Annotated in this window: 20 protein-coding genes and 1 pseudogene; 5 read left to right on the top strand and 16 right to left on the bottom strand. The window is 50.3% G+C overall.

The features are described from left to right. Positions 1-113: 113 nt before the first annotated feature. Both RMR16_RS25065 and RMR16_RS25060 read right to left on the bottom strand, forming a co-directional pair. On the bottom strand, positions 114-1094 hold the full coding sequence (locus RMR16_RS25065; protein WP_320200688.1) for a type VI immunity family protein: 981 nt from the start codon (positions 1092-1094) through the stop codon (positions 114-116). A 2-nt stretch (positions 1095-1096) separates the two neighbouring features. Beyond that, positions 1097-2053 (bottom strand): hypothetical protein, encoded by a 957-nt coding sequence (locus tag RMR16_RS25060; protein ID WP_432355439.1) that lies wholly within the window; start codon positions 2051-2053, stop codon positions 1097-1099. 613 nt (positions 2054-2666) lie between these two features. Here RMR16_RS25060 and RMR16_RS25055 point away from each other — a divergent pair. The 3 genes from RMR16_RS25055 to RMR16_RS25045 all read left to right on the top strand — a co-directional run bounded on the left by RMR16_RS25055 (position 2667) and on the right by RMR16_RS25045 (position 5278). Beyond that, entirely contained in the window at positions 2667-2927 is a 261-nt protein-coding gene (locus tag RMR16_RS25055; RefSeq protein WP_320200687.1) for a hypothetical protein, read from the top strand. Between the two features lie 201 nt (positions 2928-3128). Next, the gene (locus tag RMR16_RS25050; RefSeq protein ID WP_320200686.1) at positions 3129-4085 is read left to right on the top strand and encodes a DUF3829 domain-containing protein; all 957 of its coding nucleotides are present in this window, start codon (positions 3129-3131) and stop codon (positions 4083-4085) included. Positions 4086-4237: 152 nt separating this feature from the next. Next, a complete protein-coding gene (locus RMR16_RS25045; RefSeq protein ID WP_320200685.1) occupies positions 4238-5278 on the top strand; it encodes a hypothetical protein in 1041 nt (346 codons plus the stop codon). 1756 nt (positions 5279-7034) lie between these two features. Here the strand turns inward: RMR16_RS25045 and RMR16_RS25040 are convergent. The 9 genes from RMR16_RS25040 to RMR16_RS25000 form a co-directional block, all read right to left on the bottom strand. Continuing rightward, positions 7035-7316 carry a DUF3144 domain-containing protein gene (locus RMR16_RS25040; RefSeq protein WP_320200684.1) on the bottom strand — a complete coding sequence of 94 codons (282 nt, stop codon included), beginning with the start codon at positions 7314-7316 and terminating at the stop codon, positions 7035-7037. 137 nt (positions 7317-7453) lie between these two features. Continuing rightward, entirely contained in the window at positions 7454-8329 is an 876-nt protein-coding gene (locus RMR16_RS25035; RefSeq protein ID WP_320200683.1) for an SMI1/KNR4 family protein, read from the bottom strand. 100 nt (positions 8330-8429) lie between these two features. Then, positions 8430-9131, bottom strand: coding sequence for a hypothetical protein (locus RMR16_RS25030; protein WP_320200682.1), 702 nt, complete (start codon positions 9129-9131; stop codon positions 8430-8432). A 62-nt stretch (positions 9132-9193) separates the two neighbouring features. After that, positions 9194-9574 (bottom strand): hypothetical protein, encoded by a 381-nt coding sequence (locus tag RMR16_RS25025; protein ID WP_320200681.1) that lies wholly within the window; start codon positions 9572-9574, stop codon positions 9194-9196. 49 nt (positions 9575-9623) lie between these two features. After that, positions 9624-10109 (bottom strand): hypothetical protein, encoded by a 486-nt coding sequence (locus tag RMR16_RS25020; protein WP_320200680.1) that lies wholly within the window; start codon positions 10107-10109, stop codon positions 9624-9626. A gap of 1 nt (position 10110) precedes the next feature. Further along, on the bottom strand, positions 10111-11700 hold the full coding sequence (locus RMR16_RS25015; RefSeq protein WP_320200679.1) for a hypothetical protein: 1590 nt from the start codon (positions 11698-11700) through the stop codon (positions 10111-10113). Then, positions 11693-12916, bottom strand: coding sequence for a hypothetical protein (locus RMR16_RS25010; protein ID WP_320200678.1), 1224 nt, complete (start codon positions 12914-12916; stop codon positions 11693-11695). The genes RMR16_RS25015 and RMR16_RS25010 overlap by 8 nt, the downstream gene beginning before the upstream one ends. Before the next feature lie 101 nt (positions 12917-13017). Further along, positions 13018-13524 carry an ABZJ_00895 family protein gene (locus RMR16_RS25005; RefSeq protein ID WP_320200677.1) on the bottom strand — a complete coding sequence of 169 codons (507 nt, stop codon included), beginning with the start codon at positions 13522-13524 and terminating at the stop codon, positions 13018-13020. Positions 13525-13905: 381 nt separating this feature from the next. After that, complete coding sequence (locus RMR16_RS25000; RefSeq protein ID WP_320200676.1) at positions 13906-14406, bottom strand: hypothetical protein; 501 nt, start codon at positions 14404-14406, stop codon at positions 13906-13908. A 943-nt stretch (positions 14407-15349) separates the two neighbouring features. Between RMR16_RS25000 and RMR16_RS24995 the strand changes: the two genes are divergently transcribed. Next, a complete protein-coding gene (locus tag RMR16_RS24995; protein WP_320200675.1) occupies positions 15350-15727 on the top strand; it encodes a hypothetical protein in 378 nt (125 codons plus the stop codon). Between the two features lie 512 nt (positions 15728-16239). Here the strand turns inward: RMR16_RS24995 and RMR16_RS24990 are convergent. Both RMR16_RS24990 and RMR16_RS24985 read right to left on the bottom strand, forming a co-directional pair. Continuing rightward, a pseudogene (locus RMR16_RS24990) lies at positions 16240-17019 on the bottom strand (NAD(P)/FAD-dependent oxidoreductase); the annotation flags it as partial. Between the two features lie 43 nt (positions 17020-17062). Next, positions 17063-17548: a hypothetical protein gene (locus tag RMR16_RS24985; protein WP_320200674.1), complete on the bottom strand. Its 486-nt coding sequence runs from the start codon at positions 17546-17548 to the stop codon at positions 17063-17065. A gap of 428 nt (positions 17549-17976) precedes the next feature. Between RMR16_RS24985 and RMR16_RS24980 the strand changes: the two genes are divergently transcribed. Beyond that, the gene (locus RMR16_RS24980) at positions 17977-18924 is read left to right on the top strand and encodes a LysR family transcriptional regulator (RefSeq protein WP_432355433.1); all 948 of its coding nucleotides are present in this window, start codon (positions 17977-17979) and stop codon (positions 18922-18924) included. A gap of 652 nt (positions 18925-19576) precedes the next feature. On the opposite strand, the gene RMR16_RS24975 is transcribed toward RMR16_RS24980, so the two are convergent. The 3 genes from RMR16_RS24975 to RMR16_RS24965 all read right to left on the bottom strand — a co-directional run bounded on the left by RMR16_RS24975 (position 19577) and on the right by RMR16_RS24965 (position 25604). Then, positions 19577-21661: a methyl-accepting chemotaxis protein gene (locus RMR16_RS24975; protein ID WP_320200672.1), complete on the bottom strand. Its 2085-nt coding sequence runs from the start codon at positions 21659-21661 to the stop codon at positions 19577-19579. Positions 21662-22260: 599 nt separating this feature from the next. Beyond that, complete coding sequence (locus tag RMR16_RS24970) at positions 22261-23988, bottom strand: acetyl/propionyl/methylcrotonyl-CoA carboxylase subunit alpha (protein ID WP_320200671.1); 1728 nt, start codon at positions 23986-23988, stop codon at positions 22261-22263. Further along, positions 23985-25604 (bottom strand): 5-oxoprolinase/urea amidolyase family protein, encoded by a 1620-nt coding sequence (locus tag RMR16_RS24965; protein ID WP_320200670.1) that lies wholly within the window; start codon positions 25602-25604, stop codon positions 23985-23987. The genes RMR16_RS24970 and RMR16_RS24965 overlap by 4 nt, the downstream gene beginning before the upstream one ends. Between the last annotated feature and the right edge of the window lie 7 nt (positions 25605-25611).

The raw sequence follows: 25611 nt of genomic DNA, 5'->3' as shown, positions 1-25611 counted from the left end.
TTTTGATAAAAATAACTGGCATTGACATGGAAAAACCTGTGTGCTTGCTTCGATGCCGGATGGGGGGAATTAATGACCGTCACCGACCTACTCACCATTGACCGGCGATGCGATCAATCTATCCCCGGCTTCCAGTCGAAGCGGTTGAGCCAACGTTCCGCTCGTTCTTCGTCCCTGCTAAAAACGTAGTTCAAGATGCTGTTCATTTGCCTGTTGCGGTTTAGCAGCAACGGCTGAGTCAGGTTTGCCACTTCGCGTAGCGGCCCCAAGTCCAACGCCAACTCATTGCGGTCACCCAAAGGAGGCGCTTCACCAGCGACCAACATAGTGCCGTGGGACAGTGACTCCACTTCCACAGCATCAGACAAAACCGAACGCATGGCTTGGGCACCGCCAATTTTGGTGGTCATTTCTTGACCCAGCAGGGTGACCCAATTGACGTTGGGTAGTTCGTGGCGACAGTAGTACTCGAAGTCGTTCATCATTGGATGAATGGCGAAATAGCGAAGTGCCTTATCACCCATCCAGGCATGAATATCGCTGTCACCCGCCCGATGAAAGTACTTAAAGCTGTAGCCGCACATGCCGTGCTGAAAGGGTGCCAAGCCTGCAATCGTTTTAATAAATTCCAAGATCTTTGGGCGACCTACCCTCTCTAGCTCATGCATGGGTACTTCAAAGTAAGCGGCACAGACGTCGGTTTTGGCAAAAGAAGTATCAGTGGCGCTGCGTCCGATGATGCGTATACCGAATTCTCCAAAATACTGAAATGGGCCTTCGTCATCCAGCTTTGCCAATACCAGCTCTTGATCGCTGCGTGAGTACGCAGAAAAACAATTCAGTAGCCTAGAAAGCTGCTTAGGGGTGTAGTCAGTCCATTCATTGCGCACTTTGGCATCGAGTACCAAGGGGCTCATGTACTTTGAAAACTCTTCCACCATTTGACGGAACACTGCCACCATGTCTTCCATCCGCTGCGCGTACATGAAACTCAAGGTCAAGCCCGTGGTGGCGTAGTAGCAACCGTCTTCGTCTTCGATGCGCAAATCTTTGAGGATGGCTTCCGAGATAAAGCTGTTTGTGTCTTTGGTCATGGTCAACGTTTACCTTTCCTAGTTTTTTCTGGGCGGCGTGATTTATCAGATTTTTTGGACTCTCCGCCACCTCCTCCTCCTACACCGGGACAGTCTGAGGCGGTGTATTTTTTAACTTTGGTCTTTCCCTTGGACATACCTGCGTTGTCCATAGCTTCACCTACCTTTTCGTACTTATTTTCCTGCCCTATTCCCCAGCGCCCCACACTTTCCCCCTTAGACGGCGGCCCCAAAGTGCCATCCTCTGTGCGGTAGGTCGGATTGCCCTTCTCGCAAACAAATTTGTACTCAAACAGCTCTTCAATTTTGCCGTCTTCATTCATGATGCTGCCGTTAGGGTAGGTGTGTTCTGCATGCCGGGGCACGTTGTCGGCGTCTTTGACTGCATCGTCTGCGTTGAGCACTTCCTGCATGGCCTTGCTGTGGGCATCGCGTGCTTCGTCAGCCATTTTCTCGAAAGCCTCTTCTGCCTTGGCTTCACCCATGGCCTCGGTCGCGGCTTCAAGTCCACCAAACCCGCGTCCACCTCCGCCATCTTTTCGATAACGTTTGTAGCCTTGATGGGCATTGCGTGTGTTTCGTGCGCGGTGAGAGGCGTTGATCTCGGCGCGTCGGGCTTGATCTGCGCGCGTTGTGGCCTTGGCGGTATTGTCGGCTCGCCGTTTGGTGATGTCGTCGGTACGATCGATCTTGCCGTCTTTGAGCTTGTAGCCTTTTTCGTCACCGTGAGTGGGCTTTTTCCCTTTCTTATTGTCAGCGTCGTTTTGCTTTTTCTTCTTCTGCTCCATGCAGTCGTGCCGGTCCGTACCGATCTCGGGGCAGGTTTTCAGACTGCCGTCGTCTTTCTTGTTGCTGACTTCACTTTGGCACTCGCAAATCCAGTCTTGAATTTGTTTTTGCAAAGCGGCCAGATCGGCCTGCTTGAGCCCCGCCATGTTCACCGTGTTGCGGTGGTTCATCCACATCTTGTCGATCAGGCGGCAAGCGGGGCTGCCTTCTAGAAAGACGTCGAACGAGTGGGTGATGAAGTCGGCCTCCGCCAGGTGGGTTGGCGCGATTAACAGGCTGGACCCGGATCATGAACATGAAACCTTTTGCGCCAGATGGAGAAAATCCTCTCATGCAAGGTATGTACGGCATTTGCCGCAGTTACATCAAGCAACTGGGCCTGCCGGTGTGGATCGTGCGTTTTCGAAGCGACGACCGACAATCGTGCCGACCTGCTCTTCATTGCAGAGCGGGATAGGTAGTTGCAACAGGTGTCTGCGCGAAACCGGACCACAGCCCATGTTTGTGGCTCAACCCTGCCGCGTTCCCCTGTCCGTCATAGGTCTTGGGTGCCAATATCAGCAAATCCGCACTCGCAATACGACGATAGTACGTTGAACCGTCCATAGGCACTTGAATTGAATGGACTGCTACACTATCAGTAGCTATCATTCAACACAAAAGCGGCCAAACCACCGCATCACCACCAGTTATTCAGGTTCCGAAAAAAAGCCCGATATCTGGTACTACGACGAAGCATCACAGATTACCTAGAACCAATCTGTGAAGGTAAGACAAGGCAAAATGGCATTGATGGATAAGATACTGGTTATGGCTCTGGTTGTCGGTTCAAGCACGTTACCTGCCAACGCTCAACTCGCAGGCGGCAACCAAACATGCGGTGAATATCTTAAGACACCCGTTGGGATTAACGGAACGCCCAAATTTAATGATGTCAGTCTAGATAAGCAAACTGCCGAAAATGATGCGAAGCTCAAGAAAATTTGCGAGGCAAATCCAGAGATGAATGCGCTACAAGCGGCACGCAGAGCGCTTTCTGAGTGATCGAGAGATCATTTTACGGATCAACCCATTGGCAATCAATCCGCACTCCATCAATTCATGAAGGGGGTCCGTCTTTGTCAAAATGGAAGCGAGCAGTTTCACATAGAAGTACTGAGGAAGACCGATCCCATTTTATACCAGTTCTTTCGACACTGAACTCACCTGCATGCATCTTGCAGTTGGGATATCTCGGAAAACCAGATGGCACTGTCGAAAATTATGAAAATCAGGAACGATTCGATGAAGTTTACAATGAGACTGCTATGGGGCGTACTGCTCTCTTTCATGCTGAGCTTTCAGGCTCTGGCCCAAACCGACAATGACGGTAGCGATGAGGCCGCAATCAACAAGATGAACGCATATGTGGGCCTGATGAATCGAGCCATCAGAGCTTCTGATTCTCTTGAGAGATACGATAGTTGGGTTGATATGAAGAAAGGCCCAACGGGTAAAGAGCGCGTTATATACGGCCTCTATGCGCCTTATGATGTCAGAGAAGAAATTGCCGCGGCAAAGGAGGCGATCGCGTCAGACCCGAAAATGCCGACACTGGATGCTGCTATGCAGCACTTCATAGAAACCTATGAAAATCTCGCTCCGGTTCTCGATAAGGCTAGCAAATATTATGATCGTTCAGACTACAAGTCGGACAAGATGCAGGGTGGCAAGGACTTCCACGTAAAAATCGCCGAATACGCTCCGTTGTTCGGTGAGGCCCGTAAAGAAGCAGACAGACTTCTGACGGAGGAGAAGAAGGTTATGGACCAGGCACTCCTTGACGCGATTGAAAAATCGGAAGGCAAAAAAGCGCTTTGGCATGTCCGTAATGTGATGATCAAAGCCCAATCCGTCGTTGACATTCTACCGGATGCCGACAAGCCCGTCATCGATATGCAAAAGTTTGACACCGTTCTCAAGGACTACGCTGGAGCAGTGCGGCAAATGGATGATTACGCATCCGAACACCCAAACTCTTTCCACGTCTTTGAATCCAGCCCCGGATCGCTTCTTAGTAAACTGAGAGATTTTCAGGAAAAGCTTCAGAAGACTAAAGGCGACGCCAGAAAGGGTGGTGGCGACGACCTCCAATGGATTGTTCAGGAATACAACATGATGGTTACGACTTCGGAATCCGCAACAGAATTTGCAAATGATTGATCGCAATCTGGCGTCTGTCATCGACGTTTAGAATTTGACTGCCCGGCCAGCAACCAAGATTGGCCGGGCGAGTATTATCGGAAGCGGCAAACATACATGTGACAAAACCCCAGATTTGTTCGAGCAGAGACAAGCGCTCCCTTGGCATGTAATTGGCACTCCTGACCGCTTTGCGCCTGTATGCGAACTTCACAAGCAGTGCTTTTCGTCTGCACCTTCATATTGACGGATCTAGTATGGCAAAACGAGCTATCAACAGCACGCGACGAGTACAGTCGTTATTGAAATCACTGAGAAAAGACCTTGGCAGTTGGAATTCCGATCCACTCATGATTGAGCTTCATTTTGATGAGCCAAATAATGATTTGGAAAAATACGCAAGTGGCTCGCAAGAGTACGTCCCTGTAATTAATAGGGTAGACAGCCACCTGACATGGCATCTGACCTTGTATCAAGCGGCAGCATTGAACTCAGGTGAGTATGACTCGCGCCAATTGGCGCTTGCTTCAAAACACGCGCAATGGCGCATTTTGATGGAAGAGCCGCCAGCGCGAATTGGACGTGCTAAACCATTGCTAGAAGACAATGCTGCTTCTTTTTTTGCGTTACAAGTCATCTGTGGTTGGAAACGGCGAGCGCTCGCTGTGGGCGATGCTTTGATTGAGGGGCTTGACACGCGGCTGCTCGATTTGCGTAAAAACGACAGGCACAATTCAGGTTCTCTTTTTCCCCATTTTTGGTTTCTCATCCAGATATTTCGCGCTGGGAAAGGCGAGCCCTTCATCGATCTCGCGCCATATTCGCACCCTCAGACCATGGCACCCTATGATCAGGTGCTGGCGGACTGGAAAACCACCGACATTTCCAAGGTCAAACAGTGGGTGGAGGATATGGCAGAGCATCATGTCCAGCAGACGCACGATTCTGACCCGGATGGAAAGTCAGAGTTTGATTTTGATCGGGCAAAACTCTTTCCCTACGAAATCCTCGCATTCCTGCGCATTCGCGAATGGGCGGGTTTGTCCAATCCGACCGAATTCGACCATCCTCTGATGAAGCAGCCTTTGGCCTATATGCCGCCTCTGGCTGAATTGCCGCTTCCCGATCCGGAAACGCCGCTGCTTGACCGCGTGCTGGTGCGCTACCGTGAGAAATGGCCCGACCTAAGCATTACTGACGAGGAGTCGCTGTAAGCCCTTTATGGCTGCATCCGAGCGCCAAGTGAGAGATGGAAAGAAAATCTAACAGCTTCCGGAACGTTATTATTGGTGAGGTAAGCTAAGTTGGTGGAGAAAAACTTTGTCAATTTCCTACGTCGTGCGTCGATGGCAATTTTGGTTTTAGTTGTTGTCCTCTCATCGTCTATTTTCCTCGCCTACTCCATAACTTACACCACGACCTTAATCGAAACAGTATCGCAGATGGAGTTGTTGAGTTGGATTTTCATCATGTTTTTATTGTCCATATCACTTCGATTTCTTGATTTATTTCAAATTTTTCTTACAGCTATATTATTATTCCCCTCGTATTTAGTGTGCTATTTTTTGGTGGCATGTTCGATATTTCGAGATTGTATCTAATAATGGCGATTTGCCACAGCGCGATGACTTCAATGCGTCTGAGTTCTAATGCTGACGGACGTTTTCATCGATTCAGACTTTGGCGAACACAAACCACGAAAAAGGAAACAGAGTGACATCTATCGACATTTGGCTAATCATGGTACCGATCGTGATGTGTATGATAATTTCGCTGCTCGCATCGCTCGGAATCATCCGGAAAAAATATTACTGGTTGGTGATACTTTTTGCGATCATAGCGTCTGTATCTTTGCTGCTCACCGCGTAGTTCGCAACCTTGGTCGACAACCCAAGACCTCAGGAACAGTTGCGTCAACTTTGGTATAGCTCATCTTGCTGTCAAAACGCCACGGAATTGCAATGCGATCATTTATGATGACAATGGCGCTTTTCCTGTCAGGTTGTGACGCTGGCCTTTCGGCCTGCGAAGAGGCCATAAAAGCACAATTATCCAACCCAATGACCTACCGAATGATCGGCGTAGCAGAGGAGGAAAGCCAGAGCCCAGGAATGATATACTACGTCATTACCTATTCGGCACTTAAGAACGATCGGCACTTAATCCAAGGGAAAGTACACTGCTCGTATCAGCCCGACATTGGTGAGGCCGTCCCAAATACGATCAGTTTGACGCAAACGACCCAATGATGGCTAACCATCTCGGCCAGAAAAACGCAGAGGAACGCGGTCGTAAATTATCCCAGCGCGATCAAGGCAGAGTGTTCAAAGTTTTCGCGAGAGGCGCCACATGAGGGCCAGGGGGACAAGAAACATCCCGATGAAACCCGCAAACATGGCAGCCCATGCCCACCGATCACGCCATTCTATGAAGACAGCGACACCATTGTCTTCCCACCAAGGATCAAGGACGATGATAAAGAAACCCAAGACATAAGAAATCACGAGAGAATAAAAAACTATTCTGATCAGCTTGAAATCCTCTTGCACAATGGGACCGGGAAAAATTCGGAAATGTTTCCTAATTGACTGGAAGTCATTGATTCTTGCTCTGCCAGTAAAAATACGCGGGCTGTTTTTTTATATTGATCGAATTTCAAATGAACTCGACATCAGTCCGGTCAGCGGAGGGAAGCAGGGACAAATAAGCTGTACCCATGGCGACATCCGATTGCGCCTCATCGGTGATGTCGATTATCCATCCTAATACAATCATTGGAACAGTCCGCTCTTAATTTCAGACGTGGCCGGCCTCTCTCTAACCCTGGAATAGTGATCGTCAAATCTGTCTACGTTTGCTGATTAATTTCGGAACAATGGCAACCCATACGGACCGTTATCGACCAAATATGTATGCTTGAGAAAGCTCCTTTTTATAAAAACACCGAATCCTGAACAATAGCTCGTAATGTCACTTTCTAAGAAGCTCATCCTCGCCAGCGAGGTGATCATCAATGGCCTGCTCAAGCATTTCCGCAAACTGGTTTGTAAAAAACTTGATTGCATTGTGTTTCTCGGAGCCCATCTGCCGCTTGTCTTTACTCTTTAGCGCGATCTCATAGGCCGTGTAACGCGCTGCGGCAAAAAGAAGCGATCCAGAAGATAGAGCAGGGGATGATTGCAACGCTTGCTCATTCACAAGCGTAATTACCGCGTTCACCCTATTGAAAAATTCATCATCAATGCTCGCCATCAACGCCCTCGATATATGCTTTTCATACGAAGATTCTCTAACTCGATTGTATCAACAATAGCTACGGTTCGGCTCACTCTCAGCATCGTCCGAATGCCTTATAAGTACAAACCGCGATCGGCCTATTAGCCGAAAATTCAATCACTAGCTTGATTTCCGGCATCGATGATAAATTCGTCTACAGCTTTTTTTGCAACAATCAGGGTGCATTGAAATGTCTGTTGATAAGCGCGAATTGCTTGGAGCTTCGTGTTGGGATCCAACGCCTTTGAACGCCAGTCAGACCCGACCGCCGTTTTAGTGTTGATGGGTGCGAACTGAGATAATTCCCAGCGCGGAACGACAGGAAAAGGTTTAGGGGAGGGCGCTGGGAATTGAGCGGTGTGGAAATCCAGTTCCGACTGGGAAATCAAAGCGGGAACGGTTTGTGTGTGACCGTTTTTACCGTAACGGACCTCATGTGGCGATATCCGACGTTGACAGAACCCCCTCAAAAAGCCGCTTTTTTGTTCATCCATAAATCGGCTCACGGAATAGACGTCAGCTGAAATGATCTCCGAGATTTCATCTGGAAAATCATCAGAGAGGTGGCTTAGATCAGCAAATGTCTCAAGGTAGCGAATACACACAAAATCGTTGAACGATCGATAGTCGATTTGACTGCTTTCGTTGTACTGCCAAATCAGCGCAACGCCAGTTTGTCCGTCCTCCAAGGTCATCAGGCAGTAAATATCCCCCGCGCCAGATTGAGCGAAGGGAAGAAATGCTTTGCCATGTTGCGCTGCTGGATTAAGCCAAGTGGCTATCTCGTTCCTGCTTGTGGCAGCATCAATCCACTCATAGTCGTACCAGCTAAGAAAGGGCACCACGCGGTCAAGGCTTCGATCGCGCCAAAGTGAATACCAGCCTGGGAAATAATTGGTGTTTCCTGAGAAAATAAGGGAGCGAAGAAGTGGCGGCAACGCTATGCCGGTCTCAGTCGATAAATCTTCGAACTCTGAAATCAGATGCATTCCGGAAGTTCTCTTTGCGTTTGATCGTTACGTATATCGATTTAAACCTCCAAAAAACCTTTGGTTTCACAGCTAGTGCTGACGTGAACCATCGAATGGATCATTCGCAATTTTCAAGGTTTTGCTTGATGGAAATCTCTGTAATTTTCACGCCTCCTTCCACGAGTTTTTTCATATCAGAATCTTTCGCATCCAGGGCTTTGACGTAACTTTTGATTTGTCGCGCCATTGCGGTTGCCGTTAATCGACAAGCAATAGTGTGATCGTAATTTCTTGCTATCGCTTCTAGCAAGGTTTCCACTTCTTCAAGTCCGACGCGATCACGAGCCAGATATAAGGATTTCGATCCCTCACGCATAGTTTCCAATTGATGTCGAATCGAAACCTTCTTATCAACGTTTTGCTCGGCTCCGCTTGCATTTCTCGCCATTATTTTTCCGAGCGTGATCTGTTGCTTGTATTGATTGCAAACTTCAGAAACAGCAACGTCGTTTTCGGTAGCCAAATCGTCTATGGATTGCTCTTCTCCCTGGAGGTGTACAATCCCATCTCGCCCCCTATTTTCGTGGTAATCCGCTTCCAAATTTGAAGGCAAATCACCGTAGATTCCGTCAATTCCAGCTTTGAAAAACTGTTCGGAGTCTGGGGGGAGGAGACCCTTACTCGTGCAGTAGGCAACGAGGCCCAAATCATTGCGCTTTTCGAGATACGATGGATCGGAAGTAGGTTGCGCAATGGTGGAGGAGGCACCGGAACCAACAAGGAGACTCGAAACAAGCGGAAGTACGAACAGCTTTGACATGTTTTACCTTTATAGTTTTTTTGGAAATCACGGGCATCCCACGCCCGAACGGGGCGAACGTCTCAATTGGCAGAAAACGACTTGGCGTTTTCGTCGAAAGACTTGCAGTGCTCTTCCAGCGTCTGGTTCATGCCATCAGCAAGTTGTTCTACCGACATCTCACTGGCGCTGTCTAAGTAGTAGTAGATGCCCTGACGACCCTTGCTCTCAACGATTGAAACTAGGGTTCGATCGCCAGGCTCTGTCATCGTCGCCAGAAACTGCTCGTACTGCTTAGCGGCCCACTGCGACGGGAAACCTTTTTCTATGCAATATTCGATAATGCCAAGTTGATTTCGCATTTGAAGATAGAATGCGTCCTGTGAAGCATCAGCATGTACCTCTGCCAATCCGCAATTCGAAAAAAGTATAAGCGCAAGGGTGGTTTTGATATTGTTCTTCATCAAGTAATCCTTAAGTGTCCTAGGTGGCGTGCGACAGATACACAACGTGTCACAACGGACGATCACGGGTATTGTGAGGTAAGTAGATGGCTATCGCCCAGAACAACGCTCCAACAATAGACCCATGAGCTGTGAACAGAGCCAAGCCTGCGAATAATGAGGCGGGTGAATAAACGCCGATGCCGCCAGATACTAGAATTAGGAGCCCGCTGGATAAACCAAGTCCGCCGCTACCAGCCGTCACTGCTCCAAAACCGGTCATTTTAAAACGCCGAGCAAAAAGGAATGCCGGCACGCCCAGAACAAAAGCAAAAGAGTAACTAAAAAGGGCAGAAGCAAGTCCTGCTGTCGATCCCAGCGCAACTGCCTGAATGCCGCCGGTGACTAATGGTGCAATGATGAATCCGATGATCGCCCTTTTAAAAGATGGCGTTTGGACGGTCGGCTTAGCATTCATTGAACGGATCTCAGTTTGATCAAAAGCGTGAAATGGATGAGCGACCAGCAGAGGTCGTGCTATGGCAGGTTCGCGCAAACTATTTCTGGTTTAGAACACTTCGTTTCATAAGGTTGATCCCGATCTTGTATTGATCGCAAACCTCTTGCAGACCAACGCCCTTGGCGGCTGCATAGTCATTTACGAACTGCTCATAACCCTGAAGAAAGACGATACCCTCGCGTCCCTTTTGCTCATGGACATCGCCATCAGATGTATGAACGGGATCCCGAAATGTCTGTTGAACGATCATTCTGAAATAACGTTCAGCATCAGGAATCAGGAGGCCTTGGCCGCTGCAAAACGCAACGATACCTAGATCATTGCGCCGTTCCAGATAGGTGGAATTTCTGTCTCTATCATTAACGCTGAGTGAAACATTCAAGAGATCTATGATGGCTTTTGGTTCAGACTCAACCGTCTCCAGAATTTTGGAGAATGTCACAGGTTTTTGAGGTTCTGCCCATATTCTAATGTTGTTTGGTTCCTCGATGTATCGGGTCAGCGCACTGCCCGCTGCGGCGGCGAAATCTGTTGGCAACAGTGACTTGCTGAATTGCGAAAATGTCGCGTTTACTGCCATTTCAGCGACCTCTGTCGACGTTCCCTGATGAGTAGCGAAATAGTCGATGGCGCGGCGCGTGAGAGAGTTGTCTTGAAACTCCACACTGAAGCCGCTCAAGGTAAGCTGTGCAAGTAAGACAGAAACTGCACTGTCCATATCTTCCAGCGCGCCGTCAGGGTCAACGTGGGTTTCCTCCCATTGGGGGGTCAGGAATGACTTGATCCAAGCTTGTGTCAACCCAGCCATATCGAAAGCAACGCTAATCTTTCCGACATCTGGAATATCGATATGGTTCTCATTCAACCGAAAACGACCGGTGGGAAAATGCCAACTTCCAGAAAAGTTCTCGCTACTCCTGATCTCCGTCAATCCAAGTGCAATCAATAATCTTTCTGTTTCCGGGCGCTCGGTAGCCATGGAGTAAAGCAGATCGTTTTTCAGATACCCACTGAAGTTGAGACCCGCGGTCCCATCCATCCGTGTCAGATTGAACTCCAACCGATCAAAGGAGAACATATCGACCTGACCATCTTTGATCAAAACCGGTCCGGTCTGAAATCCTTCACAGAACATAAAATCGTCCGGCATCAACGCTCCAGACTTTTTGGGAACGTTGCAATTCAAGAGAATAACGTCATTTGTGACGATGGTCGTTAACGGGTCACGCAAGTCCAGATTAGGTAGCTGGATCCTGCCAATCGTATATCCACCAGTATCTGCCACTTTCACAGATTCAAGAGTAACGTCTCCAAGCGCGATAGTTTCGGCTGGCCCAGACTTTAAAGCAACTCGGTGTAGAAACACATCGATGCCGCTGCTATCCTGCCGGGGGACAGCGGTCGCGTCCGATGTAATGATAGACATACCAAGCGGCTCAACCACGGAATTGACCAGACTGACGATTTCAGTGGCATCCAGAGCTTTTGCTGGTAATGGCAAAACCCAAGCAAGCCCCAAAACCAAAAACATGAGGCGTTGCGAATTGCGCGTAACAAACTCTGGTCTTGCAGCTTTAGATACGCCGTTCGACGTTGGATCCAAAGGTATGCAAACCCGCTCATTCATTAGCCTTGACCTCAACTGCCAACAGTTCAATCAAAGTCTTAGGTTCTGACATTGCCGACGCGACAGCCATGAACGGGACAGTGTTAGTCGGCTTCGCTGCGACAATGAGGCTTTCTGGATCGTCAAGATAATCTCTGGCGGCGGCTTTGACACTCGTCGCAAATTCCGCACCGAGCCAAGGTTCAAATTGTGCGATTTGAGCCTCCATTGTAAACTTGAGGGCCTCGTTGAATTCGCTGACCGATGTGCCCCGTTCCTTGGCGAAGAACTCAACTAACTTCTCTGTCAGACCATCGTCTTCATAGCGAATGAAACTACTATTCAGGCTGACTTTTCCGGCCATGTCGAGTATTGCCTTCTCAATGCCAACAGCTGGATCGTGACCCTGCTCAACACCGTCACCCTTCGCTTTGACCAAAGCTGCGGTCTCATCCGCGAGAGCATAAATAGTTTCAAGTGTATAACCTGAGATGTCAAAGCCAAAATCAAGCGTGCCGATATCGTCAATCGTCAGGCGGCTTTCATCCAGCTTCATTCTTCCGTCGGCAAGCGTCCAACTTCCACTACTTGCGAAACCTGCCTTGACCTCCTCCAGACCAGCAGCCTTCAGGCTGGCATTGGTCATCGCGTCAGCTTTCGGGGCTTCTACAAAATTCACATAGATACCCTCAACTGCCGCCTCAAATCCCAGACCGGCACTGTCAGGCAACAGTGAAATCTCATAACCCATGCTCTCGATGGAAGCGAACTCCTTGTCGTAGTTTATAATCTTAACAGGGCCAGTTTCCACCGATCGGCAAAACGATAAAGTATCTACGGTTTGGCCCTTTGGAAGAGCAGCAATCTGGCAATTTCTAATCGATATGCCTTCTGCGACTACTTTGGTCCTTCCATCGACACGGGTAATATCCGGCACATCAATGCGGCCAATCATATATCCACCATCTTCTCTTTGCTCGACGTCTTGGAGAGTAATATTGCCCAATTCAACTTTTTGTCCCGGATATTCTACGGCAGCAGATGCGAGACCCTTCAGATGAATATCATCGCCGTCAACTTCGATTGAGCCCGCAGTAAAGGTAAGGCCATTCTGCGCAGTGTTCGCATTAACCTTCGCCAATAGATCCTGTCCGTCTAGAGCATAGGCTGCGCCACCCGTGTAAGCCACGATGGAGATGGCAAACAAAGCCGTTGATGTAAGGGATGCATATGACATTCGACTAATCCTGTTTGTGGTGGCAGTGTTTAGGAGTGGCATTGCACTGCTGCCTATAGTTGCATAGTAGGCGGTGGGAGGAATGTAACCTGCCATTGTGTTTATTTGTTTTTTCGAGCGGATTTCTCGGCTTGGTTTGCAAGAAATTTTCGTGCTGACTTGGCGCCGAGTGAGAAGCCGAAACGGGCAATAAGAAGATCAAGGACTAGCACAAAAACGCCGACTCCAACGATGAGCCAGACGTCACCGAACACGTCGCTGGGTATTGCCATATCTAAGAGGCTAAAACCGTTCAACGATGCAATAGCCGCCATAATGCCGACCGCAGTGATAGTAAGAGCTAGATTTACCACTAAAAACCAAACGGCTAACCGCCAGGACAAGGCATTACTCGGCATTTTACCATAATGTTTGAAGTATGCGTCACCGGTCACCATGGAAGACCCCATCACAGCAATAATGCTCGTGACGTGGCCAGGTATAGAGACGTCCGAAACCAAACTGGCAAGGAAATCGGCCACAACATACAAAACTGTAAAACCAAGCAACCACAATGCAAAAATGCTGATGAGCTTTTTTTCTGTTAGGGGAGCTGAAGTTTCGATCATGTCAATTCGTCCTGTTTGTTCTCTGGGTTTCGCAGACATCAGCCGGTTCAGCTAGGCCATTTGGCGAAAGCTACCTTGCGCCGACGTTTGGGGCTTGTTGTAACGGCGTCCAGTCTGGACAAAGGCGTTGCTCAACACCGTCGCTAAATGAACGAACAGTGCACCGTTCACACAACCCCTGAAAGGCATTTTGCAGTCACTATGTTTCGCGGAAATACGCTACTGTTTTGGTAGCGTCAATTACAAAATGGATTTTCAAAAGGGGTTTCCTGCGTTTTTTTCAACGAGCAGCCATCAGAAATCTTCAAAGTAAATCCGCTCATCGGCGGATGACCGTAAAGTCGAGGCTGATCTATTGTCAGGACGGTTGGTCAGTCGTCGCTATGACAGCGTCTTTTTCAGGCCTTTGGTAGAGATATCGGCGCTCGGGATATCGCAACTCATGCCTGTCCATGGAAGAATGACATCGCCTTTGAGACCGCCCCACTTCCCTTGAAAGACAGTATTGTTTTTACTGAGATTTATAACGAGCTTGCCTTGGCCATACCTGTCACTCCAAAGGAGAGACCGTCTTGTGCCGTTTGGCTTACCTTGCTCTGTAAGGCTGCCAGCAACTTCAGCATTTTTTTCGTAGAACGTGTAGTGTCCTGTAATGCGACCAAGCATATCGAATTGGAGAGTTGTTTCCACATACGAGGCTATGCCGCTGGAATAAAGCTGGCCGCAATATCGAATTTCCGTCGAACTGCCACCCGCCACGCTGCCAGCCAACATCGAATAGATAAACAATCCGAAAGTGCCGGACATTGCTAAATGGTTACGCTCAGGAGTCGAAGCATGTCGGCTTCTTCCTCTGGAACGACGAATAAAAAAAGCAATCATTGATAACAATTCTGCACCTGTGGCTGATGAAATCGACGTCGATACTCTGATGGTCAGATATAGTCCAATCTCGCCAATTAGCTACTTCTTTTGTAGCATTAACCACAGCCAAACAAAGGCGGTTCAGTTCAAGAGATGGCTGCACAGTTCAATTCCCATTGAGGCAGTTGTTCAAGTTCTCTGGTGAGAAATGGGTGTGCCCAATAGAGGAGTAGTGATGGCTACTTTATCAAGCTGGACGGAACCTTCATCAGTCGCTCATGGTCTTCCAAACCGAGTTGGTGTGGGCTCCCGACGCATAGGCAGTTCGCAGAAAAAGCAACACTATCGGACATATATTTACGTGATCGAACATAAAACTCAACAGAGTGACTTGACTATTTTTTGTTGAACAATACTGAATTATTGTCAGGCAATAATATTGATCTTTCGTTTGAGATTGTCGCTCGGATTATGGCGGATCGGGCAATTCTGGATGAATTCAGGCGCTGAAATCTCCAAGAGGGAATTCAAGCCTGGATACGATGTTCTAAACTAATCTGACGCAGCAGAGACTTTGATGAAAGAACGCATCGCCATCGAAATCTTAGCCACCATCACGGAAATGATCTTTGCTGGCGATAATCGTAGACTGGGCGACTTGAGGCCAAGTCCCGGCGGTCTTTGTCATATATCACGGAATAATCACATTGCCTTTTCCAGGCTCCGAATTTCATCGTCCTTGAACGATCCATTCGTTCTTCTCCGCCTGTTAAAACGAGTTTTCTACGACAAACCCACCCTTAAATCCTTTTTGCCGTCAGACTTTACGATCGAGCAATTTCGTAAGAACCGATGGACAATTGAAGCCCGGCGATCTTTTCCTCTCATGTTGGGACTAGCTCGACACGGCTGGGTCAGTTTGCGAATGCACGCTCTTTAATCAAGTCAAGAGGCAGCGATTTTGACAGACAATTTTAGCCGGGTTGAGATTCTTGTTAGTAGCCTACAGTCGGCTATCAACGTCGTGACAAAAGAACATGACTTTGTTGCATCGAAGGTCCAGTCCTGCGAGACGACAGGGTTTAACATCAAGTTCGTACTTTTATCCAAAGGAGATCAGCGATTAATGCTGGTCCAGCCGATTTCAGGCATTCTTAAACATCTTCTTGAAGAAAAAGGCGAGGGAACTTCTTACCGGCTTAGTTGTTTTGAAAGCGCGACAGAAAAATCCGATTTTGAGATTATTTCGGGCGGAATGTCGAATTCCGACGCTTGGGATCAACCACGCTTTATGGAGAGAGCCCTATCCAGAGCGCTATCAAGCCTGGATTTTAGCTGAGCGAATATCACGGTAAAGATGGTCCATCTACCGCTCAAAAGTCGCGGCTTTGTAATCTTTGTCTAAAAAGATGGTTCAAAAAAATGACTCTAGTTGGTTCCGTTTAGATGGAAATGCATCCAGGGCAGATTTTATCGTTTGGATGTTCGCGAGCGCGTTGTGTCGATGATGGGCGGCAGCCAGTCGCGACGGGCACCTTTGTGTCAACGAAAGCGCTGCGATCAAAATTCTGTGGCGTCGCGCGGTGACTGGCACGCCTGCACCGCTGCGGCAAAACCGTCCGTCTGGAAGCGACAAGCTTTCGGCCTATCTAACTTTTCTGATCGCTGAGGTCGAGCACAAGCATGGGATTACCATACCGGAAATAGGTCTTCAAAGACAGAAGCATCTAGTTGCTGCGCTTGCCGCCCTACCGCCCCGATGTCCATCCTTTTGTGGATGGCTCCCTGCGAGGCAAGTGTACAATCGGTTCCGGTGGCCTTGAAGTCCGTATTCGAGACGAACTTGCTCCATTAGAATCGCTGTGGTGAGAAAGCGGAAATGTCTATTGAAGGCTGCCTGTCTGTCAGCAAATCGGCAACGAGCCTTGCTGTTCCTGTGGACTGGGTGAGGCCAAGATGTCCGTGGCCGAACGCGTAGACTACGTTTTTCGTCGAACGTGCGTGCCCGATGGCTGGCAGACTGTCTGGAAGTGACGGCCGAAATCCCATCCACTGGGTTCCACCTTCGCGCTTTAGTCCGGGAAGAAACGCGCAAGCCTTTTCGAGCATAACGTCGCACCGGCGAAAATCAGGGGGTAGGTCAAGTCCGCCGAATTCGACAGATCCTCCGACCCTGATGCCGGTTGAGAGCAGAGTCACAACGAAGCCGTGGCCACTGAAAGTCACCTGTGTACGTAGATCGAATGCATCCAGTGGAAGAGTGGTGTTGTAGCCCCGCTCGGTCTCGAGTGGAATGGTTTCGCCTAGCGTTCGGGCTATGCGGTGCGAGAATGCTCCTGCGGCAAGAACGACTTTTGAAGCATGGCGCGTGCGGCCGTCCATCGTTGCGATTTCGACATCATGTTCGTTGGACTTGATGCCAGCGGCTTCTGCTCTCTCGATCGTTCCGCCCATAGAGCGGAAGTGGTTGGCGAGTGCCAAGGTATACAGTTTCGGGTCTGCAATAGAATACCAGCCCGGCGTGAACGTACCGCGTCTGAACTGCGGCGCAATTCCGGGTTGGATCGATGCCATGCCGTCGGCATCCAGATGACTGAATTCGATGCAGTGCTTATGGCGTGCTGCCCAACCTACTTTCCAAATTATGGAATGCACGGACGAAGGGTCCAAGTTCTCATAATTGGCCCCGACTATCTGACGAGGACCTCGCAACTGCGTTCATCGGGTCGAAACTAGCGGGCTGTGGTTGCCAGTCAGGGCAGGGAGCGTTGAACGAGCGTACATCTTCACTGAAAGACCTTGACGGTATTCTGTTGAGAAACAGCTTAACAGTTTCAACAACATCAAAGGAGGGACCACCTGCCAACACACCTTGTCGCACAACCTTGAATTCGACGCCTGCCACATCTGATGCCGACGTTAACCTGTAGCAAGTACCTTCACCTTTATCATCAAAAAGGTCCTTGAGAATTCCGCTTATCGGCTTCACAAGAGCGAGCCGAGCGTTTCCTTTAACGATCATGGCGAATTCTATATGGAAATCTCGCTCAACCAAGGTCTGAATTTCATTTACGATGAGTCCAGGTTTATCTTTAAGCAGTGAAACCGCTGCGGCTAGGTCGTTGACCAGAACCTCGGTGCGACTTTGAAAAGCTTTCAACTCGATTTACCCCCGGTCTTTCAAAAATATTGGCTTTCAAGAAGCACGATTTGTGACCCTCGCACACAGCGTGTCATAGAAACAAATTTTTTGTATTTATAGAAATGCATAGAAATATTTTATGTTATGGGTGCCAGACATCTCCTTACGGATTACCATGGAGGCCTGTTTTCAAATGTTTTCATAAGGCTCTTTGAATGCAAACGTGATTTTCCTTCGCACCTTGACATCACCGACATTGCGGGCGTCAATTGCTGACGAGTTTGTGACGTCCGTGACCGGCAGACGTTGGATAAGACATGGTAGACGCGCGACCGCGATTATGGTGGCCGCATAATTGAGGCAAACACTTACTCGGAAAAACATTGGAATTGTTTAGAGAAACCGAGCCAACTGTTCATCTTGGGACATTTTCTATTAGCTAAAGAGTGATCCGTAAAATAAACGTGTTACAAGAAGAGTGTAGTGGCATTGTGATCGACTTCAAAGGGCTAGAGGCTATTTACTGGACCATTAAGCTTGGGAGCATAACTGCTGCTGCCGAGAAGCTGAATACTACTCAGCCGGCCATGTCAGCGAGAGTGATACAAGTCGAAGCCGAGTTTGGTACCAAGCTTTTCGACCGTTCAAATAGAACCGTTATTCCGACAAGCGTAGGCCGCGACGTTGCGGCATATGCTGAGCGCATGCTGCAGATGCGTTCTGAAATGCTCTACAGCGTAGCCGATAAATTTCGTATTTCCGGGAATTTTCGCCTTGGCTTGGGTGAAACAATTGCACACACCTGGCTACCAGAGCTTGTCGACAAGATCAGCGACCACTATCCTAAATTGACGTTGGAAATCGACGTTGACACAGCCGCATACTTGAGAGAGCGTTTGCTGCATCAAAAACTGGATTTGGCATTCTTTATAGGGTCAACCGATAGCCAATCCGTCATCAAGCGTTCACTTTGTGACTTCTCTATTCGGTTCTTCGTTAGCCCTGGGCTCGCTGAGTCTTCCGGAAAGAATGTTTTCGATTATTTTTCAACATACCCAGTCATGACATATGCACGCATGACACAGCCTTACGCCAGCGTTTCGGCACTGCTATCTGATCCACTTTTTATATCGCCGACCTTGCATGCCAGTTCTTCGATAGCAGTTGTAATAAAAATGGCGATAGCAGGTATGGGGATAGCAGCAATTCCACGTGATCTGGTGCTCGACAAACTGGCAGACGGAAGCCTTGTTGAGCTTGATACTCCGTTCTCACTCCCAGCGCTTTCATTCAATGCATTTTGGCGTTCGGGGCCAGATGATCATCTTCCACGAAAAATCTTTGAGCTTGCATCAAGTGTGGTGGAAACAAGTGTCGCTTCACAGCATTTCTAATGTTGAAGCATCGAGGCTGCCTCGTCGTCCGCAATCCCGCTGCGCGCGAAAGAACGCACGGCGTTAAACCGCAAAATCAGTTGGCCATAGTCCCAATACCAACCTATGATTTATCGACAAAGTTGTTGCTCGCTCTGAAGACTCCTTCTCACGTCGGCATAGGCTCTTTCTTCTTCAAGATGGCAAACATCCTTCGGATGATCTTAAGTCGTCAACCTCAAAAGAGAGTTCGTTTAACTCTTGATCGTAATCTGACCAGAGTTTCCCGAAATCGCGTCCATGTCATACGGCCAGTAGACGGGGCAGGGCATGTCAAACTTTCCGACGACGCTTTGCAGGGTGTCTGCGTGGCATAGCGCACCCGCTTGCCGCATAGCGGCCAACACCACAACGGCAAACTCCCGGGTCGACGAAAAACTGATGGACACCACCATTCGCCATTTGTGTAATAAAAAGTTCGAGCAGCAATAGTTGTCTGTAGGTTTTTAACCAGGATTCAATCTTGCCACGAGCCTTGTCCCAACTGCTGACGGATACGTTGCCGTAGAAGCAAAGTGAGCCTCCGCTTGCCTGCCATATGCGGGTTAAACTTTTAGTTAAATCCCTATCTAAACGACGGCGCCGCGTTACTCCAACGGACGCCGTCGGTATATCATGCTGCTCTCGATTTAAGGTGAGGCTCTTCGTTTTCCAACTTGAATTGAGACAGCAACTCGTTGAGCGCCGAAGCTTCTGAAGCCAGACCATGGCTTGCAGCAGTCTGCTCTTCCACCATCGCCGCGTTCTGTTGTGTGCCTTGGTCGATGGTATTGATCGCGGTATTGATCTCTTGAAGTCCTGTTGATTGCTCGCGCGAGGCAAGAACGATAGCAGTGATGTGCGTATTGATTTCCTGCACCTCGTCGATGATCGTCTCCAGCGCCCTGCCAGCATCACCAACCAAAGTCACTCCAGCTCCCACTTGGGATGTAGAAGCGCTAATGAGCGTCTTAATTTCTTTTGCTGCGCTTGCCGATCGCTGTGCCAGTTCGCGAACCTCCTGCGCCACAACGGCAAATCCCTTGCCTGCCTCACCGGCGCGAGCGGCTTCGACGCCGGCATTAAGAGCAAGAAGATTAGTCTGAAATGCGATTTCGTCGATAACACCGATGATTTTGGATATCGCCGATGAGGAGTGTTCTATGCCTTGCATTGCCTTGACGGCATCTCCAACGACGACGCCAGATTTTTCAGCGTTGTTTCGAGCTCTATCCACCAGTTTCCCGACCTCTTCCGCACGCTTCGCTGAATCTTTGACGGTCGTCGTAATCTCCTCCAAGGCAGCAGCTGTTTGTTCCACAGATGCTGCCTGTTGTTCTGTCCGTTTTGCAAGGTCGTCGGCGGATTGGCGAATCTCACTCGCGCCCGCATCTATAGCTCGCGCGTTGTGCCCGACATTCGTGAGCGCTGAGTTGAGTTTGGAAATCGAAGTGTTGAAGTCTGCACGAAGGCGATCGACGCGAGCGACAAAGGGCGTATGGATTCGGTACTGAAGATCGCCATCCGACAGGTGGGAAAGTCCTTTGGCAAGAGCATCAACTGCGAACTGTATATCAGCGCTGTCCTTCGCAGTTTGTTTCTCACGCTCGTCCCTTTCTTGCTCAGATAAGTTTCGAGATTTTACAGCGTCATCCTCAAGACGAGATCGCTCAAGCGCGTTGGTGCGGAACACTGCTACAGCGGCGGACATCAACCCGATTTGATCTGATCGCTTTTGACCGGGAATTTGAGCATCGAGATTACCTGCCGCAAGCTGGTCCATCGCGTATGTCATCTGGGTCACCGGTCTGACGATCAAGCTATTCAAAAGAAAGGCAAGGAATGCAATCATGCCGGCAACCGCCAATACAGTCGCAACAATCGCGGCGATGCGGAATGAAGAAATTGAAGCATATGCCGCGTCACTATCTATGACGAAACCCAAATACCATTGAACTGAAGGGAGGCCGGCCATAGGAACAAAACTGGTGATTTTGTCTACGCCGTTCAGTTTAACTTCCGTAATTTTTTGATCGATAGCCGGCGTCCCCTCCGGAAAGAGATCGGTGATGGTCTTTGTGACCATAGCTTCATCAGGGTGAATAAGGATTTTACCATCTTTATTGACGAGGAATGCGTAGCCGTTTGGCCCGACATTGATCGATTTAATCATCTCGACCATGGTGTCTGGTGCAAAGTCGCTTGCCATGACTCCAGTGATACTTCCATCCCTCGAAATCGGGACGGCAACTGTGATATTGAGCTTTCCGGTCGTCACGTTCTTATAGGGCTCGGTCAGAACAGCGTTGTTTGCTTGCACGGCGGCCAAATACCAAGGTCGCTTACGAGGATCATAGCCATCTGGAAGTTTTTTCTTCGGCCACTGAACAAAGCCACCATCGGCAGAAAATCCCATGTAACTCGAGAGAAACTGACGTGTGAGGACGTCGTTCTGCATCAACTTGAGATTTGTATCCAGGTCTGGAGAAAGCTCAGCTGATTTTGCGATTGTTTCCGTAAGGACAACACGACCGTTCAGCCAGTTGGTGAGGCTCTGGGTAGCCTGCTGCCCCACTGTTTGGATACGTTCTTCTACGGTGGTCGTTGTATGTTGATATTGCAGACTGTCGATGTATGCGGAGAAAAGGCCGAAGGCCAAAACTACAACGCAAGATGCTGCGAGCACGATCTTAGTCATCATGTTGGATTTGGGGGTCATTTGGCTACCTAGAAGATGGAGAAAGCGTGCGATACGAGCACTAAAAGTTACGCAGGAGCAATCACGCGGGCGTCATGCCCACGGCATAGAACTTCCAACCAGTTTACAAAATAGATAATGCATTCAGATACTTGAGAAACTATTAAAATTGTAGCAGTTATGTTCTATAATTTTCCTAAGTTCGCTTTCGTTGGAGATCACGATGACTTTACGTTTCGATAGACTTCCTGAAGATTTTAGGGCCGGGAAATGTACTGAATTGTGAGCGATCTGCCATGCTGATCAGCAATATAACCAATCGCGGATGGTGGAACCCGACAGTATCCCTTATTACGCTTTGAAGATGTATTTCGAGCACAGACCTCAGATAACTTTTCAAGGATCATTGGGAATACCCTGAGCGAGGCCGTCGGCTTCAGGTTGACATCTCGCAGTCTAATGTCAACCTGCGAGATGTACCCAAACTTCAGCATTGTAATAAGCCCATACAAACGGGGTGACGAGCGCGAGGACCGTGTCTGTCTACCACGCAAACAACAGAGCCTTCAAACGCATGTCGAGTTCAATACAAGCTGACGTCGTCCTGTTTTACACGACACCTAGCTGTCGAAAACAATCACCACATCGCCCGCCTGAAGGTAATCACCTTCCTTGACGCGCAGGCGGATTGTGCCGGATTTGGGGGCGGTGACCTGAGTTTCCATTTTCATGGCTTCCATGACGGCGACCAGATCACCCTCCGATACCGTGTCACCGTCCTTGACTTTGAAGGATTGCAGTGTGCCAGAAACAGGTGCCAAAATACCGTCCACCGGTGGCTTGGTCGAAGCTGCCGGGGAAGCGGAAACCGTCCCGGCACCGCTAAAACCGGCCAACAGCAGGTGCGGCAGGCCGACGGATACGCGCTTGCCATCGATCTCCAGCCATGTGCGGGTGATGGAGGCGTCATCGGCTGGTGCGGGCCGCTCCATCGCATCGGGCATGTCGGCAAAATCGGTCTCGATCCAGCGGGTGTGAACCTTGAAACCATCGGTACCGATGAAGTCTTCGGTGTCGATTGCGGCGCGATGGAACGGCAGGACAGTGGCGATGCCTTCGATGCGGAATTCTTTCAGCGCACGGCGGGCACGGCGTAACACCTGATCACGATCCACGCCCGTAACGATGAGCTTTGCCATCAGCGAGTCGAAAACGCCAGGAATAGTGGAGCCGGACACAACGCCGCTATCCAAACGGATGCCGGGGCCGGATGGCGGATCGAAAAGCGTGATTGCGCCGGGCGTCGGCAGAAAGCCGCGACCTGGATCTTCGGCATTGATGCGGAATTCCATGGAGTGGCCGCGCGGCTCCGGCGTTTCCAGAATGCGCAGCGGCTGGCCTTCCGCAACGCGGAACTGCTCGATCACGAGATCGATACCCGTCGTCTCTTCGGTAACGGGGTGTTCCACCTGAAGGCGCGTGTTGACTTCAAGGAAGGAAATCGTGCCGTCGACACCTAAGAGAAACTCCACCGTACCCGCACCGGAGTAACCCGCCGCCGCACAGATTGCCTTGGCGGAATCATGGATTTTTTGACGTTGTTCAGGCGTCAGGAAAGGGGCTGGCGCTTCTTCGATGAGTTTCTGGTTTCGACGCTGCAACGAGCAGTCACGGGTGCCAAGGACAACGACATTGCCGTGCTTGTCTGCGATGACCTGCGCTTCGATGTGGCGCGGGCGATCTAGAAAACGTTCGAGAAAACATTCGCCACGTCCAAAAGCGGCTGTGGCTTCACGCACGGCGGATTCGTAGAGATCAGCAATCTCTTCCATTTTCCACGCAACCTTGATGCCACGCCCGCCACCGCCATGCGCCGCCTTGATGGCGACCGGCAGGCCGTGTTGTTCGGCAAAGGCAATGACCTCAGCCGATGTGGAAACCGGACCATCGCTGCCGGCAACAAGAGGCGCGCCGACGCTGGTAGCGATGCGCCGCGCTTCGACCTTGTCACCCAAGACCTTGATGACATCAGGATCAGGGCCGATCCAGATCAGTCCCGCATCGATAACGGCCTGCGCAAATTCGGCGCGCTCCGACAGGAAGCCATAACCGGGGTGAACCGCGTCTGCACCGGAACGCTTGGCAATGGCAATCAGCTTGTCGATATCGAGATAGGTTTCCGCAGGACGCACACCCTCCAGCCCATAGGCCTCATCGGCCAGACGCACGAAAAGCGCATCCTGATCCGGATCGGCATAGACGGCCACGGACCCGATATCATAGTCACGGCAGGCACGGATGATACGCACCGCGATCTCGCCGCGATTGGCGATCAGCACTTTCTTCATGGTTTATCTCCCGAAAATTCTGTGTTCTTGACCGCCGGAATCTCAGTGAAAGGCCCAAGCGGGCGAAACTGGATTTTGGCGTTGATCGGTATCTGGCCCGCAAGGTCAAGGTGATATTCCGCAACCGCGCCGATGACGGGGTACCCGCCCGTTAGCGGGTGATCTGCGAGAAACAGCACCGGTTGACCGCTGTGCGGTATCTGGATTGCGCCGGTCGCCGTGCCTTCGCTCGGCAGTTCTGCACTGTCCTTGCGTTCCACCGGCACCTCGCCCGCAAGCCGAATGCCGACGCGGCTGGACTGTGGCGTGACCTGCCAGAGCTGGCTCGTCAGCGTCTCAAGACCCTTTTGCGTGAACCAGTCCGTGCGCGGACCATAGACGATATCAAGCGTGACAACCTCCCCTGCCTTTGGCAGACCGAAGGCCGGAACCTCGTCGATGGAGACGCTGGAAAGACCGTTTTTCTCGTTGCGCAGATCGACCACCGAACCAGCAACGACATTCTCCGGCCCAACCACGGCCAGCGTATCGGTTGCAGCGCTGCCCAAAACCGGCGCAACGTCGAAACCGCCACGCACAGCGAGATAACAGCGCATGCCAGCGGAGGGATTGCCAAATGTCACGACATCACCGGGCTCCAGAGAGATCGGCGCGTAGGGGTTTGCCTCGAAGCTATATGCTTCGGACTTGATGGTGATAACGCAAGATGCGCCTGCCACTCCGATTACGGCTCGACTAGAACTCTTGAAGGAAAAGCCGCCCAGCGTGAGTTCCAGGCATGGGGTATTGGCCGGGTTGCCGACGATGCGGTTTGCGGTGTTGAAAGCCGAACGATCGAGAGCGCCGGATGCGGAAACGCCCTGCCCCGTTTGCCCGTATCGGCCAAGGTCTTGAAAAACGGCGGGCATAGGTGCTGCCAGCACTTCGAAATGAGCGGCATCTTTGTTTGTCACGGCCTTGGGGGCGGCAGGTTTTACTGCGGGCACATCGATACTGCGTTCCGACTTGTCCATATCAAAGAAGCGAACGCGATAACCGGGCTGGAACAGTGCGCCCGGGTCCCGTTCGATATCCCACATTTTCAAAGGCGTGGTGCCGAGGATTTGCCAGCCGCCGGGGCTGTTTTGCGGGTAGACGCCGCTGAAAGCACCGGCAAGCGCAACAGAGCCGATGGGAATGCGCGTACGCGGGCTTTGGCGCCGCGGGACATGCAGCGCCGGATCACCGCCCACCAGATAACCGAAGCCGGGGGCAAAACCACAAAAGGCGACGGTAAACTCACTGTCCGTATGACGACGAATGACCTCTTCGACACTCAGTCCTGTTAGTTCGGCAACGTCGGCCAGATCCTCACCATCATAACGAACCGGAATTTCCACCAGCTTGTCGGATGGCGCGATCTTGGCAGACAAATCGCGCGTGGCGATTTCAGCTGCCAGAGCCTCTGCCGTGATGCTTTCCGGGCGAAAACGGATCATCAGCGTGCGAGCCGCCGGAACCGTCTCCTCGATACCGTCGATAGGGTCGGCTTCGAGCGATGCGAAGAGTGCAAGCGTCTGATCGAGATCGGCGAGTTCAACCAAAATGGTCGTGAGGCTGACGGGTAAGAAGCGCATCTTGTCC

It is taken from the genome of Agrobacterium sp. rho-13.3 (assembly GCF_033957765.2).
Classification (GTDB): Bacteria; Pseudomonadota; Alphaproteobacteria; order Rhizobiales; family Rhizobiaceae; genus Agrobacterium.
This window is presented reverse-complemented; position numbering and strand designations above follow the sequence as displayed.